Annotated in this window: 13 protein-coding genes and 2 tRNA genes; 5 read left to right on the forward strand and 10 right to left on the reverse strand. The window is 70.0% G+C overall.

The window, feature by feature from the left end:
- Positions 1-655 (reverse strand): DUF881 domain-containing protein (locus tag AC1DP0_RS06790; RefSeq protein ID WP_478083110.1); only part of this gene is annotated, 655 nt, incomplete at its 3' end.
- Positions 656-776: 121 nt separating this feature from the next.
- On the opposite strand from AC1DP0_RS06790, the gene AC1DP0_RS06795 reads away from it, so the two are divergent.
- Complete coding sequence (locus AC1DP0_RS06795; protein ID WP_056750107.1) at positions 777-1,028, forward strand: cell division protein CrgA; 252 nt, start codon at positions 777-779, stop codon at positions 1,026-1,028.
- A gap of 242 nt (positions 1,029-1,270) precedes the next feature.
- On the opposite strand, the gene AC1DP0_RS06800 is transcribed toward AC1DP0_RS06795, so the two are convergent.
- The 3 genes from AC1DP0_RS06800 to AC1DP0_RS06810 form a co-directional block, all read right to left on the reverse strand.
- Complete coding sequence (locus tag AC1DP0_RS06800; RefSeq protein ID WP_478083111.1) at positions 1,271-1,855, reverse strand: DEAD/DEAH box helicase family protein; 585 nt, start codon at positions 1,853-1,855, stop codon at positions 1,271-1,273.
- Positions 1,856-1,862: 7 nt separating this feature from the next.
- A complete protein-coding gene (locus AC1DP0_RS06805) occupies positions 1,863-2,813 on the reverse strand; it encodes a rhomboid family intramembrane serine protease (RefSeq protein WP_478083112.1) in 951 nt (316 codons plus the stop codon).
- Between the two features lie 87 nt (positions 2,814-2,900).
- The gene (locus tag AC1DP0_RS06810) at positions 2,901-3,419 is read right to left on the reverse strand and encodes a peptidylprolyl isomerase (RefSeq protein WP_478083113.1); all 519 of its coding nucleotides are present in this window, start codon (positions 3,417-3,419) and stop codon (positions 2,901-2,903) included.
- A 177-nt stretch (positions 3,420-3,596) separates the two neighbouring features.
- On the opposite strand from AC1DP0_RS06810, the gene AC1DP0_RS06815 reads away from it, so the two are divergent.
- The 4 genes from AC1DP0_RS06815 (at position 3,597) to AC1DP0_RS06830 (ending at position 8,444) form a co-directional block, all read left to right on the forward strand.
- Complete coding sequence (locus AC1DP0_RS06815; protein ID WP_478083114.1) at positions 3,597-4,223, forward strand: antitoxin; 627 nt, start codon at positions 3,597-3,599, stop codon at positions 4,221-4,223.
- Positions 4,224-4,345: 122 nt separating this feature from the next.
- A complete protein-coding gene (locus tag AC1DP0_RS06820) occupies positions 4,346-5,368 on the forward strand; it encodes a hypothetical protein (RefSeq protein WP_478083115.1) in 1,023 nt (340 codons plus the stop codon).
- Between the two features lie 372 nt (positions 5,369-5,740).
- Positions 5,741-6,133 carry a hypothetical protein gene (locus tag AC1DP0_RS06825; RefSeq protein ID WP_478083116.1) on the forward strand — a complete coding sequence of 131 codons (393 nt, stop codon included), beginning with the start codon at positions 5,741-5,743 and terminating at the stop codon, positions 6,131-6,133.
- A 10-nt stretch (positions 6,134-6,143) separates the two neighbouring features.
- Positions 6,144-8,444, forward strand: a complete 2,301-nt coding sequence (locus tag AC1DP0_RS06830; protein WP_478083117.1) for a caspase family protein — start codon at positions 6,144-6,146, stop codon at positions 8,442-8,444.
- A gap of 21 nt (positions 8,445-8,465) precedes the next feature.
- Here AC1DP0_RS06830 and AC1DP0_RS06835 read toward each other — a convergent pair.
- From AC1DP0_RS06835 to gyrB, 6 genes are all read right to left on the reverse strand, one after another.
- A tRNA-Ala gene (locus AC1DP0_RS06835) sits at positions 8,466-8,541 on the reverse strand.
- Positions 8,542-8,559: 18 nt separating this feature from the next.
- The gene (locus AC1DP0_RS06840; RefSeq protein ID WP_478083118.1) at positions 8,560-8,751 is read right to left on the reverse strand and encodes a DLW-39 family protein; all 192 of its coding nucleotides are present in this window, start codon (positions 8,749-8,751) and stop codon (positions 8,560-8,562) included.
- Positions 8,752-8,780: 29 nt separating this feature from the next.
- Positions 8,781-8,857: transfer RNA gene (locus AC1DP0_RS06845), tRNA-Ile, on the reverse strand.
- A gap of 158 nt (positions 8,858-9,015) precedes the next feature.
- Complete coding sequence (locus AC1DP0_RS06850) at positions 9,016-9,717, reverse strand: DUF3566 domain-containing protein (RefSeq protein ID WP_478083119.1); 702 nt, start codon at positions 9,715-9,717, stop codon at positions 9,016-9,018.
- Positions 9,714-12,464, reverse strand: coding sequence for a DNA gyrase subunit A (gene gyrA, locus AC1DP0_RS06855; RefSeq protein WP_478083120.1), 2,751 nt, complete (start codon positions 12,462-12,464; stop codon positions 9,714-9,716). The genes AC1DP0_RS06850 and gyrA overlap by 4 nt, the downstream gene beginning before the upstream one ends.
- Positions 12,465-12,564: 100 nt before the next feature.
- On the reverse strand, positions 12,565-14,766 hold the full coding sequence (gene gyrB / locus AC1DP0_RS06860) for a DNA topoisomerase (ATP-hydrolyzing) subunit B (RefSeq protein WP_478083121.1): 2,202 nt from the start codon (positions 14,764-14,766) through the stop codon (positions 12,565-12,567).
- Between the last annotated feature and the right edge of the window lie 301 nt (positions 14,767-15,067).

Here is a 15,067-nt window from a genome sequence, read left to right on the forward strand (position 1 = left end):
GTTCCATCCGGTCGATGTCACCGATGGCGGTGATGCGGTAGGGCGGGGAGTAGACCCGACCCTGCAGGATCAGGGTGTTGCCGACGCAGCGGACGGCACTGGTGGCGATGACCCGCTGGTCCTGGATCATCATCGCCTCGGCGCCCGAGGTCCACAGCGCGTTGACGACCGCCTGCACGTCCTGCTGGTGGACGACGATGTCGTCCGCGGTGAAGCCGTCCGGCAGGGAGTCGGCGGCGCGCTTGGCGTCGTCGAGCGTCACCTCGAGCGCAGGGCCACGGACCTTGGTCGTCGCGGCGGTCGCGGCCAGCCCGTCGGCGGCGCGGGTCAGGCCCGAGAGGTGGTTGTCAGCCGGGGCACTCGTCCTGCTGAGCGTCTTGACCTCCTTCTGCAGCTCGTCGAGCACGCCGGCCTGAGCGGCGACGCGGGCGTCACCCGCGATGATGAGCTGGGGAAGGTCGCGGTCGCCCCGCAGGTCACGGCCCTGGGCGGCCTGGAAGCTCATCGCGAACATCACGCCGGCCGCCGCAGTGACGACGGGCACGAGCAGACGCCAGGTCAGGCGCCGCCGCAGACGGACGGGCGCGGCAGGAGGGTCGGCGACGCCGGTGGCGTCCTCGCCCACGCCCTGCTCCGGCGGCTCGGCGTCCTTCATCACGGGTGACCTCGCTCGCGCGGACCGTCCGCGCCGTCACCATTGTGCCTCGTCACGGCAGGCCGGGACGCCAGCGGTCTCATTGGTTACCCTTGCCTCAACTCAGAGCAAGGAGAACGCAGTGCCCGAGTCCAAAGGCCGCGACCACAAGGCGACGGCGTACACCCCGCCCCGCACGAGCAAGGCCGCCGAGCCCAACCCCACCTGGTGGGCGCCCGTATTCATCACGCTGCTCGTCCTCGGGCTGCTGTGGATCGTCGTCTACTACGTGACCGAGTACAAGTACCCCATCGGGTCCATCGGGGTCTGGAACCTCGGCGTGGGCTTCGTCCTGCTCATGGGCGGGTTCATCATGACGATGCGGTGGCGCTGAGCTGCCAAGCACCCACCGCTCCACACACAACCCGACGCCGGCTGTCCACACCTGTGGACAACCGGCGTCGTGCATGCCGGTCCACACCTGTGGATGACGGCCGTGCACAACCTCCAGCGCGCAGGTCGAGAGTTATCCACATCGTTGTCCCCAGCTGGGGATGAATGACATGTGTGTAACTACATCCACAGGGTTGTCCACAGCCGGTGGATAACCGTCCACAGGCGCGCCCCCGAGGACCCTCAGAGCCGCGGCAGACCGAGCTCGGTGACGATCCGCTCGGCGGTGGCGCGGGCGTTCGCGTGGTCGTTGTCGAGGCGCAGGTGCCGGTGCCCCGGCAGCAGTCGCTCGCCGTCCCGCGCGGGGTCGGTGGTGAACCGGGCGCGGGACTCGAGGTCGACGACGTGGGCGCGGGCCCACTCGACGTCGCGCTTGCTGCGCTTGTGGTCCATCCGGTCCGCACCGCCCTCTCGGGCGAGGCGGACGTGCTGGGGTGCGCACAGCTCGACGACGTCGATGGGGGCCCCGGCACGCTCCACCGGCTCGACGAGCTCCTGCAGCTCCTCGAGGTCCCTGGGGTCGTCGAGGTCGATCGCGAAGGTGAAGACCAGGCCGGGCAGCCCGGCGACGAGGGACTCGGCGATGACCTCCCGCCGGATCATCGCGTTGATCCGCTGGAACGAGGGTGTGCCGAACTCGTAGACCCCGAGCAGCGGCTCGATCGACATGTGGTTGTGGAAGAGCCGGTAGCCGGTCAGGTCGCAGACCGCTCGACCGACCGTCATCTTGCCCACGGCCGGGGGGCCGGTGAGGCAGATCAGGTGCACGGGCCCGTCACCCGAAGATGCTGAGCTCGCGGATGGCCTCGGGCACGGTGAGGTACTTCCCGACGGTGACCGCGACGAGCAGCACGAGGACCGCTCCGAGGGCGGCCCACACGAGGTGGCGCACCCGCTGGCGGCGGAATCCGACGATGACGCCGGCGCAGATGACGCCGGTGACCAGCCCGCCGAGGTGGGCCTGCCACGAGATGCCGGGGTAGAAGAAGCCGAACGCGGCATTGATCGCGATCGTCGCGTACATCGCCGCCGAGGAACGGCCCAGGTGCCGGTTGAGCACGAGCAGTGCCCCGAAGAGCCCGAAGATGGCCCCGGACGCGCCCACCACCGGGGTCAGCCAGGCGTCGTCGAGGCCGGCACGCAGACCCGCGATCGTGGGCCATCCGGCCATCAGCGTCACGGCCACCTGCCCGCCGATGCCGCTGATCAGGTAGAGCGCGGCGAACCGGGCGCGACCGAGCATCGGCTCGAGGTACTGCCCGAGGGACCACAGGGCGAACATGTTGAGCAGGATGTGGAAGATCGTCTGCGGGGAGTGCAGGAAGGCCGCGGTGACGAAGCGCCACGGCTCGGTCCAGCCGAGGAACGGCGCGAAGGCGAAGTTCTGCGTCACGCTCGAGTCGGCGCGCTGCGCGAGGTAGACGACCGCGCAGATGCCGATGATCGTGTAGGTGACGACGGGAGTGCCGTCGGTGGCCCGTCCGCCGAAGACGGTGCGAGCGCTGGGCGTGGTCCGGGCAGCTTCGCGTACGCAGTCGACGCACTGGATGCCGACGGCCGCGGGCCGCTGGCACTCGGGACAGGCGGGACGGCCGCAGCGCTGGCAGCGCACGTAGGCCTCGCGGTCGGGGTGGCGGGGGCACACGGACGGACCGGCAGCGGGCTGCGGCACTCCCGGCTCGAGCGGGGGCTGGCCGGGCTGGCCACTGGTCGGGTTGTCAGACAACGGGAGTCCCCCTGCCGGTCACGTCCGTGGGCGGTGAAGCTGTGGTGCTGTGTGGCTGTCGTGCTGCGTCGCTGCCGTGCGGGAGGGTCAGTCCTCGATGGTGACCGAGTTGAGGACGACGTCCTCGAGGGGCTTGTCGTTGGCGCCGGTGGCGACGGCCCCGATCTTGTCGACGACGTCGCGCGAGGCCTGGTCGGCGACCTCGCCGAAGATCGTGTGCTTGCCCTGGAGCCAGGTGGTCGGCGCGGTGGTGATGAAGAACTGCGAGCCGTTGGTCCCCTTGCCCATGCGCTTGCCGGCGTTCGCCATGGCGAGGATGTAGGGCTTGGTGAAGTCCTTGTCGGGGCTGATCTCGTCGTCGAACGCGTAGCCGGGGCCGCCGAAGCCCTGACCGATCGGGCAGCCACCCTGGATCATGAAGTTCGGGATGATGCGGTGGAAGACCAGGCCGTCGTAGAACGGGGTCGGGTTGGTGCGCCCGGCGTCGTCCTTGTACTCCTTCTCGCCCTTGGCGAGACCGACGAAGTTGTCCACCGTCTTCGGGGCCTGGTGCTCGAAGAGGTCGATGACGATGTCACCGTGGTTCGTGTGCAGGGTTGCCTTCATGGGCCCAATCCTCGCACGACCGAGCACGTATGCCGTCCGGGCGGGTATGCGCCGTGTGACGCGGAACGCTGACGGTGCACCCACCGTTGGCCAAGGAGAGAAGGATCATCCTCACAGCAGCTGGGGACGCGACCCGACGAGAGCAGCCGGCCGGAGCCGGTCGAGGACGGAGTGCCGATGTCGTTTCTGGACAACCTGAAGAAGAAGGCCGAGGAGCTCGATCTCGAGACCAAGGCCAAGCATCTGCAGGAGGCCGCCACGCAGGCGGCGAAGCAGGCGCGGGAGAAGGCGGGCCACTTCGCCGTCGAGAACCGCGAGAAGATCGACGGTTACGTCGAGACGGCCAGCACCAAGATCGACGAGAAGACCGAGGGCAAGTACGCCGACAAGGTCGCCAAGGTCAGGGAGCACGTCGGCCGTGGCGTCGACAAGGTCGCGGAGGGCCACACGTCCGGGCCGACGACCGCAACCGGTGCCGCAGCTGCCGCCGGCGCCACCGACGTCACCGGGGGCGCCCCGTTCCCCGTCGACCCGGAGGCGCCGGCCCCGGTGTCCGCCAGCCCGCTCGAGGCGCCCGACCCGATCGACCCGCCGACGCCGGTGCACGAGAGCGGCTTCGACGCGGCTTCCGGCGACCTGCCCGTCCCTACCAGGGAGGCGCTGGAGGACACGACCCTGGAGGACACCGTGCTCGGGCTCGACCACCCGCCCACGGCGTCGGCCGGCCACCAGGACGCGCCCGCCCCGGAGGACGCCGAGGCGCGACCGCGAGGGGCTCAGCCACCCCACGACGGCACGAACTGACGCACAGCCCCGGCGTCACGGCATACGCCATCGACGTCGGAGGGCCACGTTCGGGAGGTGTCCGTGCGGTACGTGGCCGAAGTTGGCAGGATGGGTAAGGACCCAAGGACCTAGGAGGACGTATGTTTCGAACCAAGCAGTCCCGCACGGAGGCTGCCCTCGAGCAGGCACAGTCCGCGACGGCCGAGCTGAGAGCCAGCGCCGTCGACGCAGCGGCTGCGGCCGCCGCTCTGGCCAAGGAGCGCACCCTGCTCGCGCGACAGAGGGCGACCCCGCTGCTGCACAACGCAGCCGATTCCGCCCGGGAGGGCCTGGCGGTCGCCAAGGGGGCGGCCGCTCCGGCGTTGATCGCCTCTGCCGTCACGGCGAAGGAGGTTGCGGGCGACGCCCTCCACGAGGCCGCGGACCGCGCCAGGCCGAAGGTGGAGGCCGCGCAGTCGACGCTCGTCGACAACGTGCTGCCCAAGGTGGGCGCGGCCATCGCCACGGCCTCTGCGGCTCTCGCCGCCGGCGCCGATCAGGCTCGGGAGGCAGCCCAGCCGCACCTCGAGCAGGCGGCCGCGCAGGCCAGGGAGACGGCTGCCGTCAGCGGGCACCGCGCCCACGGCGCCTACGCGGTGCTCAAGGGCGACGCGATCGCGAAGCAGCGCCGCGGCAAGGGCACGTGGCTCATCGCCATCGGCCTGACCGCCGCAGCGGTGGCCGCCGTCGCTGCCTTCCGCAAGCAGAAGCAGGCTGACGACCCGTGGGCCACGCCGCTCGACACGCGCACCGGCGCGGGTGGCGTCGGTTCCGACGCTGCGACGCTCAAGGACAAGGCGGCCGAGCAGGTCGCCCACGCCAAGGACGCTGTGTCCGACGTCGCGAGCAAGGCCAAGGACAAGGCCGGGGCGCTCGCCGCCAAGGGCCAGTCCGCGATCGCCGACGCGAAGGACCGCTCCGGTGACGCCGTCGACAACTCGACCGAGGCCGGCGCTGGCATCGGCGAGGGCGAGGTCACGGCCGTCGACCCGGCACCGGACTCCGACGCGATCACCTCCGAGGCGGTCGAGGGCGGCACCATCAACGGCGCCTCCACGACGGACTCGCCGCGCGGCTCGGCTCAGGCCAAGCTGGAGCAGGAGAGGGGCGACAGCCCGAGCTGACGCCTCGCCCGCCCCGGCACGACCCGGGGCCAGGACAAAGAGAAGGACCCGGATGCCGAGGGCATCCGGGTCCTTCTCTGCTTGAGCTGGCTCGCACCGACAGGGGGACAGCGCGAGCCAGCACATGCAGAAGGGCTGGGCGCGGTTCGTGCGTGCCCAACCCTTCGCTTCACCCAGTCTAGACCCTGTCCGGCTGGTTTCGCGAGAGGCTCGATGAAAAGTGCATCACATCGGTCGCCGAGCGAGGAGTGGTGCTCCACCGAGCATGACACCCGAACCGGTCTTGCGCCAGAGGAAGCACGCGTGGATTGCCTGTGCGTCGCACCCGCGTACGATCGTGAGGTCAGCGGTTCGGCGCCGAGAGGTGAGCCGATGGGCACGACGGTTGAGGTGCGGTTCGACGAGCGCGGGTCCGATGACGCACGCCTCGACCTGCTGCACCGCCAGCTCCGCCAGCAGCTCCACGAGGTCGGCGCCCTGGAGGTCCTCCCAGGCGCCGCGCCCGGAGCCCCGGTGCCCGAGAACACCCGTGGCCTCGACGTCGAGGCCCTCGGCACGCTGATGGTGGCCGTGCTCGGATCCGGGGGCCTGACCGCCCTCGTCGCCTCGGCGCGCGAATGGCTGGGGCGGGGCACGCACGGTGTCCGCTCGGTGCGGATCGAGATCTCGGGCGACGTGCTCGAGCTGGGCGGCGTCACGGACGGTGAGCACGACCGTCTCGTCGCGCTGTTCCTGGCGCGGCACGCGGACGTGGACACGTCATGAACGGCGCAGCATGAACGAGACCGCGCCTGCGAGGCGCGCGCTCATCATCGCCAACGACACCTACGACCACGCGAGCCTCAGCCAGCTGCGCGCTCCCGAGGCCGACGCGCGTGCCCTCGCCAGCGTCCTCGGGGACCCCGAGATCGGCGGCTTCGACGTGTCGATCGTGCACAACGCCGCCTCGCACGAGGTGCAGTCGCACATCGACGACCTCTTCGCGGAGAGCCGTCCGGACGACCTGCTCCTGCTGCACTTCTCGGGCCACGGGCTCAAGAGCGACTCGGGCGAGCTGTTCGTCGCCGCTCGCAACACCCGGCCGGATCGGCTGGGGTCGACCGCGGTGCCGGCCGACTTCATCCAGCGGTGCATGCGCTCGGCGCGAGCCCGCACCATCGTGCTCTTCCTCGACTGCTGCTACGGCGGCGCGTTCGGCGAGGGTGTGGCCGTCCGGGCGGCCGGCCCCGTCAACGTCATGGAGAGCTTCCCCGCAGGTCGCCTCGGCGGCGGGCGGGGGCGAGCCGTGATCAGCGCCTCGAGCGCCATGGAGTACGCGTTCGAGGGCACGACCCTGACCAGCGACCACGACGTCCAGCCGTCGGTCTTCACCTCCGCCGTCGTCCAGGGCCTGCAGACCGGCGAGGCGGACCGCGACGAGGACGGCCTCGTGTCACTGGGCGAGCTCTACGACTACGTCTTCGACCGGGTTCGGGAGCAGAACCCACGCCAGACGCCCGGCCGTGACGTCGAGATGTCCGGCGAGGTCTACCTCGCGAAGAGCCGCCACAAGAAGGTGCGCCCGCTGCCGATCCCCGAGGCGATCGTCGCCGCGCTGCGTGAGCCCGATCCCACCTATCGCCGGGGCGCCGTCGTCGAGCTGCGCGACCGGCTCGGTCATCCCGACCTGGGCGTCGCACTCGGCGCCCTCGAGGCCCTCGAGGCCATCGCCCGCTCCGACACCAAGTCCGTCGCCGACGACGCCGCCGCCGTCATCGCGGCAGCTGCTCCCCGGGTCAGCCCGACGGCACTCGACTTCGGCGAGATCGCGGCCGGCGCCGACACCGCCGTCGAGCGGGAGCTGCGGCTGAGCGGCGTCCCGCTCGCGCGGGAGGTCCGCGTCGACGCCGACCCTCCGCTCAGCGCCGTGGTCGAGGGGCCCGTCGTGACCGTCACCTTCTCGCCGACCGACCAGCCGTATGCCGGCAGCCTCACCTTGACGAGCCCGACCGGATCCGTCGCCGTGCCGGTCACGGCCTCCGTGGGCCGCAGGAGCGGTTTCCTGGAGTCCCCACCGCCCGTGGTCGAGCCCGCGGCCGCGGCGCCGGTCGGCGCGGACCCCACGGCGGACTCGGGGCCCGCCGGTCCCGCTCTCGTCGGCCGGCGCCTGCTCCCGGTCGAGGCGCCACCCGAGGCCGCCGAGCCCGCGAACGAGGCCGCCACCGAGCCCGCGACCGAGCCCTTGAGCGGGCCGGCCGAGCCGGATGACCACGTCGCGCACGTCACGTCCCCGACCGCCGCGCCGTCCCCGACCTCCACGACCTCCACGCCGTGGCGACGCTGGGTCGCGGGCGGCGTGGCGCTCCTCGGCGGCCTGCTCCTGCTGCTCAGCATGCTCGCGCCATGGTTCGACGGCGAGACCTACTCGGACAACGCACCGGAACAGATCCCGGCCATCGGCATCCGGGCAGTGCTGGCCCTGGTCGCGGGCGCGGCGGCGTTCGTGCCCCCCGTCAGCACGCCTGTGTCCGCGGCGTTCCTCGCCGCCGCCGGTGCTGCCGCCGGTGCCGGTTCGCTGACCATGGTCGGGGTGCTCCGCGACTACAGCCTCGACCGTCTCGACGTCGGTTGGTGGCTGGCGCTCGGCGGTCAGCTCCTCGTCGGCGCGGCAGGGCTCGCGGTCGTGCTCGTCGCCGCCGCGAGCGCCCCGGTGCTGTTCCACCGGTTCGACCGCCGGGCCCCGGGCTCCCTCCTGGCCCTGTGCGCCGGGCTTCTCACGACGGTCCTCTTCGTCGCCTACACCCTGTACCTCGCTCCACTGGCGCCCTACTGGGCCGGCGTCGCGCTCGTGTGGGGCCTGCTGACCCTGGGCGTCACCATGGCCGCGGTGCGCCTCGACGCCCCCACGGGGCGAGCACTGCTCGGCGGCTGGGCTGTGGGCGTCCTCAGCTACTCGGTGTCGGACTGGGTCTACCGCAGCCAGAACTCGTTCGACCTCAACGTCATACCGGGGCTCGTGCTCGCCGGTGCCGCCCTGCTCATCGCAGCCATGTGGCTCCGGGGTCAGTCCGAGCAAGGCAGAGGTCCTTCCCGGTGACCGGGAAGGGCCTCTGACCCGTGGTGGAGCCAAGGGGACTCGAACCCCTAACCCCCTGCTTGCAAAGCAGGTGCGCTACCAATTGCGCCATGGCCCCGAGTGGGGGAGAGCGGGCTCAGGACGAGGACGAGTCCTTGTCGGTGGCCGCGGGAGCCGGAGCCGGAGTCGGAGCCGGCGGCACCGCTGCGTGCACGTCGTCCGTGGCCTGGGTCCACAGGTCCTGCTCGGCCTGCTGCTGCTTCGCCTTCTTGCGAAGGAACGCGACACCTGCGACGGCGCCACCGATGAGGGCAAGACGCTTCAGCATGTGAGGGATCCTCTCCGTGGTGGCGGTGATGGTGGGCCTAGGAGGACTTGAACCTCCGACCTCTTCCTTATCAGGGAAGCGCTCTAACCGTCTGAGCTATAGGCCCATCGTCACCTTCGCGCGGCCGTCCCACCCCGTCAGAGAGGTTGACCGGACGCGAGGGGAAACGTTACCCGATGCACCTCACCTCATACAAAACGGCCCCCACCCGCGAGGGTGGAGGCCGTTTGCGTATGCCGTGTGGCGTGCTGAGCGGTGCCGCGCTCAGTCGTCGGTGAGCGTCAGCTGCACGCCGCCGACGAGCGCCGAACAGATGTTGTAGAGGAAGKCCATGACGGTCGCGATCGCGGTCATCAGGATGACGTCGATGACGCCGATGACGATCGAGAGCGACACGACCCGGCCGAAACCGACGTAGTCCTTGATCGAGAACGGGTCGGACGTCGTCGTCTGCAGCGACTGGAGCACGCCCTCGATGTCGCTGAAGACGTTCATCGTCGACAGGATCATCCACAGCACAGCGGTGAGGATGACGCCGGCGATCCCGAGCGCGACGGAGAGCAGGAAGCTCATCTTCATGACCGACCAGGGGTCGACGCGTGCCACAGCCAGTCGGACCCGGCGCGGGCCCTTGTGCTTGCGCGCGGCCGTTGCCGTGCGCGCACCGGCTGCCGTGGACCCCCCGGACTGGCCGGAGCCCGACGTGTTCGGCTGACCCGCCCCGACACGCTGGGTCGGGGCGGTGCGGTTGGTGACCGCGCCGCGCGAGAGCGCGGTGCCCTGGTCGGCGCTCGTGGCACCCGATGTGCTCCCGGTCGTCCCGGTCGAGCCACTCGAGCCGCCCGTGCCGCCCGGGGTGTAGTAGGACGCGTTCTGGCCGGTGCCGTCGGAGGAGCCCGACCCGCTGCCCGATCGCGTCGGCGTGCCGGGTCGGCTCAGGGAGCCCTCAGGGCTGGTCGCACTCATTCGTCACCTCCGTTGTCGGCGTCCGACGAGCCCGCCTCGTCGCCCGACGTCTGGTCCGACGGTACGCCATCGGGGCTGGGAACCGTAGCGGGCGCTCCCGTGCCGGACGGCTGCTCCACCGGGTTGCCGTCCTCGATCTCGGCCACCGCGATGGCCGACTCGGCATTGCGGGCCACTGCCACGATCGAGTCGCCCTTGTCGGGCGTCGCGAACTTCACGCCCTGCGACGAGCGGCCGGTGTGACGCACCTCGTCGACACGCGATCGCACGATCTTGCCCTTCTCCATGACGACCATGACCTCGTCGGTCTCGATCACCGTCAGGGCGCCCACCAGGTCGCCGCCCTTGTCGGAGAGCTTGGCCACCTTGATGCCGAGGCCGCCGCGGCCCTGGAGGCGATACTCCGAGACGGGGGTCCGCTTGGCGAGGCCGTTCTCGAAGACGACGAAGACGTCGGGGCTCTCGCCCTCCTCGACGACCGACATGGCGAGCAGGTCGTCGCCGTCACGGAACTTCATGCCCGTGACGCCGGACGTCGAGCGACCCATCGGGCGCAGTGCCTCGTCGGTCGCGGTGAAGCGCACCGACTGGCCCTTGCGCGAGACGAGCAGCAGGTCGTCACGGTTGGAGKCCAGCCCCGCGCCGACGAGCTCGTCGCCCTCGCGCAGGTTTATCGCGATGAGGCCGCCGGAGCGGTTGGAGTCGTAGTCGGCCAGGCGCGTCTTCTTCACGAGGCCCGCGCGGGTGGCGAGGACGAGGTAGTCGGCCTTCGCGTAGTCGCGGATGGCGAGCACCTGCGCGATCTGCTCACCGGGCTGGAAGGCGAGCAGGTTGGCCACGTGCTGGCCCTTGCTGTCACGCGACCCCTCGGGCAGCTCGTAGGCCTTGGCGCGGTAGACGCGCCCGAGGTTGGTGAAGAAGAGCAGCCAGTGGTGGGTCGTCGTCGTGAAGAAGTGCTCGACGACGTCCTCGCCGCGCAGCGAGGCGCCGCGCACGCCCTTGCCGCCGCGCTTCTGCGAGCGGTACTGGTCGACGCGGGTGCGCTTGGCGTAGCCGCCACGGGTGATCGTGACGACGACGTCCTCCTCGGGGATGAGGTCCTCCATCGACATGTCGCCGTCGAAGGGCACGATCGTCGTGCGTCGCTCGTCGCCGTAGCGCTCGACGATGTCGGCGAGCTCCTCGCTGATAATCCGGCGCTGCCGCACGGGCGAGGCGAGGATCGCGGTGTACTCGTCGATGAGGGCCTGCAGCTCGTCGTGGGCCTCGATGAGCTTCTCGCGCTCGAGGGCCGCGAGGCGGCGCAGCTGCATGTTGAGGATCGCGTTGGCCTGGATCTCGTCGATCTCGAGCAGCTCGACGAGGCCCTCGCGGGCGATCTCGACCGTGCGTGACCCGCGGATCAGGGCGATGACCTCGTCGAGGCGGTCGAGCGCCTTGAGCAGACCGCGCAGGATGTGGATGTCGGCCTCGGCCTTGTTGAGGCGGAACTGTGTGCGCCGGACGATGACCTCGACCTGGTGGTCGACCCAGTGCCGGATGAAGCCGTCGAGCGGCAGCGTGCGCGGCACCTCGTCGACGAGGGCCAGCATGTTCGCGCCGAACGTCGTCTGGAGCTGGGTGTGCTTGTAGAGGTTGTTGAGCACGACCTTGGCGACGGCGTCCCGCTTGAGCACGATGACGAGGCGCTGACCGGTGCGGCCCGAGGTCTCGTCGCGGATGTCGGCGATGCCGGAGATCTTGCCGTCCTTGACGAGGTCGGCGATCTTCAGCGCGAGCATGTCCGGGTTGACCTGGTAGGGCAGCTCGGTGACGACGAGGCACTGGCGGTTCTGGATCTCCTCGACCTCGACCACCGCGCGCATGATGATCGAGCCGCGGCCGGTCCGGTAGGCCTCCTCGATGCCCTTGTGCCCCATGATCAGCGCGCCGGTGGGGAAGTCCGGGCCCTTGATGATGCCGAGCAGCGCCTCGAGGAGGTCCTCTCGCGAGATGTCCGGGTGGTCGAGGTAGTACTGCGCCCCGGCTGCGACCTCGCGCAGGTTGTGCGCCGGGATCTGCGTGGCCATGCCGACCGCGATGCCGGCCGAGCCGTTGACGAGCAGGTTGGGGAAGCGGCTGGGCAGCACGGCCGGCTGCAGCGTCTTGCCGTCGTAGTTCGGGACGAAGTCGACGGTGTCCTGCTCGATGTCGCGGACCATCTCCATCGCGATCGAGGCCATCCGGCACTCGGTGTATCGCGGAGCCGCGGCGCCGTCGTTGCCGCGGGAGCCGAAGTTGCCCTGGCCGTCGACGAGCGGGTAGCGCAGCGACCAGTCCTGGACGAGACGCACCAGGGCGTCGTAGATCGCCGAGTCGCCGTGCGGGTGGTAGTGACCCATGACGTCGCCGACGACACGCGCGCACTTGTTGTAGCCGCGGTCGGGGCGGTAGCCGCCGTCGTACATCGCGTAGACGATGCGCCGGTGCACCGGCTTGAGGCCGTCGCGCACGTCGGGCAGGGCGCGGCTGACGATGACCGACATCGCGTACTCGATGTAGCTGCGCTGCATCTCGGTGTTGAGGTCGATCGGCTCGACCCGGTCGTGCTGGCCGATGTCGGCCGGCACGACGACCGCGCTGGCGTCCGGGTCGCCCTCGTCGGCGGCGTCGTCGTCAGCCGGGTCGGGCCCGAGAATGTCGTCGATGCTCTCGTCGGGTGTCTCGTTGACGTCGTCTCCGTCGTTGGGAGGCAGGTCGTCGCTCACGTCAGATCCCTTTGTCTCTCAGTCAGATTGAGTGCAGTACGGGGCGTATGCCGGGTGGGGACGTTTCACGTGGAACGCACGGGACGGCATACGGAAGCGGTCAGATGTCGAGAAACTTCACGTCGCGGGCGTTCTTCTGGATGAACGACCGGCGCGACTCGACGTCCTCACCCATGAGGACGGCGAAGACCTCGTCGGCCTTGGCGGCGTCGTCGAGCGTGACCTGCAGCAGCGTGCGCGTGCTCTGGTCCATCGTCGTCTCGCCGAGCTCCTGGTAGTTCATCTCACCGAGGCCCTTGTAGCGCTGGATCGGGTTGTCCTTCGGCAGGCGCCAGCCCTTGCCCTCACCGAGCAGTCGCAGGCCGTCACGCTCGCGGTCGCTGTAGGCGAACTGGTGCTCGGCGTTGCTCCACCGCAGGCGGAAGAGCGGCGGCTGCGCGAGGTAGACGTAGCCGGCCTCGATGAGCGGCCGCATGAAGCGGAAGAGCAGAGTCAGCAAGAGGGTGCGGATGTGCATGCCGTCGACGTCGGCATCGGCCATCAGCACGATCTTGTGGTAGCGCGCCTTGTCGATGTCGAAGTCCTCGCCGATGCCCGTGCCGAAGGCGGAGATGAGCGCCTGGACCTCGTTGTTGGCGAGGATCTTGTCGATGCGCGCCTTCTCGACGTTGAGGATCTTGCCGCGGATCGGCAGGATCGCCTGGGTGTAGGGGTCGCGGGCCTGCGTCGCCGAACCACCGGCGCTGTCGCCCTCCACGATGAACACCTCGGAGAGGCTCGGGTTCTTGCTCTGGCAGTCCTTGAGCTTGCCCGGCAGGCCGCCCGACTCGAGCAGGCCCTTGCGGCGGGTCGCCTCACGGGCCTTGCGGGCCGCCATGCGCGCGGCGGCGGCCTGGACCGACTTGCGGACGATGTCCTTGCCCTCGTTGGGGTGGGCACCGAGCCAGTGGCCGAACTCCTCGGTCATGGCGCGCTGGACGAAGCCCTTGACCTCGGAGTTGCCGAGCTTGGTCTTGGTCTGTCCCTCGAACTGGGGCTCGGCGAGCTTGACCGAGATGACGGCGGTGAGGCCCTCGCGGACGTCGTCGCCGGTGAGGTTCTCGTCCTTGTCCTTGAGGAGGTTCTGGCGGCGCGCGAAGTCGTTGACGAGCTTGGTCATCGCCGCGCGGAAGCCCTCCTCGTGGGTGCCGCCCTCGTGGGTGTTGATCGCGTTGGCGTAGGTGTGCACCGACTCGCTGTAGGCGTTGGTCCACTGCATCGCGAGCTCGAGGCTGAGCGAGCGGGCCTCGTCCTCGACCTCGATGGAGATCACCTCGGGGTGCACGGGGTCGCTGCGCTTGCTGCTGTTGAGGTGGTTGACGTAGTCGACGAGGCCGTTGTCGTAGCGGTAGCTGACCCGCTTGGCGGTGACCTTCTTCTTCTCGGCCGCGCCGGCATCGCCCGCGGTCTCGTCCTGCGGCTCGTCGTCGCTCGACTCGTCGACGACCTCGAGGTCCTCGTCGAGGTCGTCAAGGTCGACGTCGCGCTCGTCCGCGGGCTGCTCGATCCGCTCGTCGACCAGGTTGATCGTCAGGCCCTTGTTGAGGAAGGCCATCTGCTGCATCCGGGCCCGGATGGTCTCGAAGTCGTAGTAGACGGTCTCAAAGATCTCGGCGTTGGCCCAGAAGGTGATCGTCGTGCCGGTCTCGTCGGTGGCCTCCTGCTGCTCCAGGGGGCCGTCGGGCACGCCGTCCGTGAAGCTCATCCGGAAGACGTGGCCCTTCTGGCGGACCGCGGCCTTGAGGCGCGTCGACAGGGCGTTGACGACGGAGCTGCCGACGCCGTGCAGCCCACCGGAGACCTTGTAGCCGCCGCCACCGAACTTGCCTCCGGCGTGCAGCTGGGTGAGCACGAGCTCGACGGCGCTGATCTTCTCGACCGGGTGGATGTCGGTGGGGATGCCCCGACCGTTGTCCTTGACCCGCACACCGCCGTCCGCCAGGAGGGTGACGTCGATCGTGTCGGCGTAGCCGGCCAGCGACTCGTCCACCGCGTTGTCGACGATCTCGTAGACGAGGTGGTGCAGACCGCGCGGGCCCGTCGAGCCGATGTACATGCCGGGGCGCTTGCGCACCGCCTCGAGGCCCTCGAGGACGGTGATCGCACTCGCGTCGTAGTCGACGCCGTTGGGACGGGCGTCCACGGGGACGGCCCGAGTCCCTGTTGCCGCTGTAGGTGTGACGGTGTCGGTTGCTGCCACGGAGTCGGATCCGGTGGAACTGGGGGTGATGCTGGTGGTGATCGGCTCGTCGGCGTCGGACACGTCTCTCCTCGGTGGTCTGACCTCATGCGGGCGGCCCGACGTGGACGTCGAGCCGCAACCTCACCAGTCTAACGGTCCGCCGGGGGAAACCGTCCCCTCAGACGCGCGAAACGGCCACTTTCCGGCCCGATCACCCTCGATCCGAGGGGAGGATCACGCCCGGGGGCCTCAGCGCCCCTCAGGCACCTTCACTAGCCGCGATGACGACGACGGTCACGGGCTTGTCGTCGACACCCATTCTCCTCGTCGCCCACCATCCCGGCCGGCGTCGTCCACAGGCTCGTGGCCAGCCGTCCCCCAC

It is taken from the genome of Terrabacter sp. P5_B1, from assembly GCF_056400505.1.

What these genes read in the sequence shown, in the direction of transcription:
- AC1DP0_RS06810 (WP_478083113.1), bottom strand. Translation starts at nt 3,419, where the DNA reads ATGAAGGCAACCCTGCACACGAACCACGGTGACATCGTCATCGACCTC.
- AC1DP0_RS06815 (WP_478083114.1), top strand. Translation starts at nt 3,597, where the DNA reads ATGTCGTTTCTGGACAACCTGAAGAAGAAGGCCGAGGAGCTCGATCTC.
- AC1DP0_RS06820 (WP_478083115.1), top strand. Translation starts at nt 4,346, where the DNA reads ATGTTTCGAACCAAGCAGTCCCGCACGGAGGCTGCCCTCGAGCAGGCA.
- AC1DP0_RS06825 (WP_478083116.1), top strand. Translation starts at nt 5,741, where the DNA reads ATGGGCACGACGGTTGAGGTGCGGTTCGACGAGCGCGGGTCCGATGAC.
- AC1DP0_RS06830 (WP_478083117.1), top strand. Translation starts at nt 6,144, where the DNA reads ATGAACGAGACCGCGCCTGCGAGGCGCGCGCTCATCATCGCCAACGAC.
- AC1DP0_RS06840 (WP_478083118.1), bottom strand. Translation starts at nt 8,751, where the DNA reads ATGCTGAAGCGTCTTGCCCTCATCGGTGGCGCCGTCGCAGGTGTCGCG.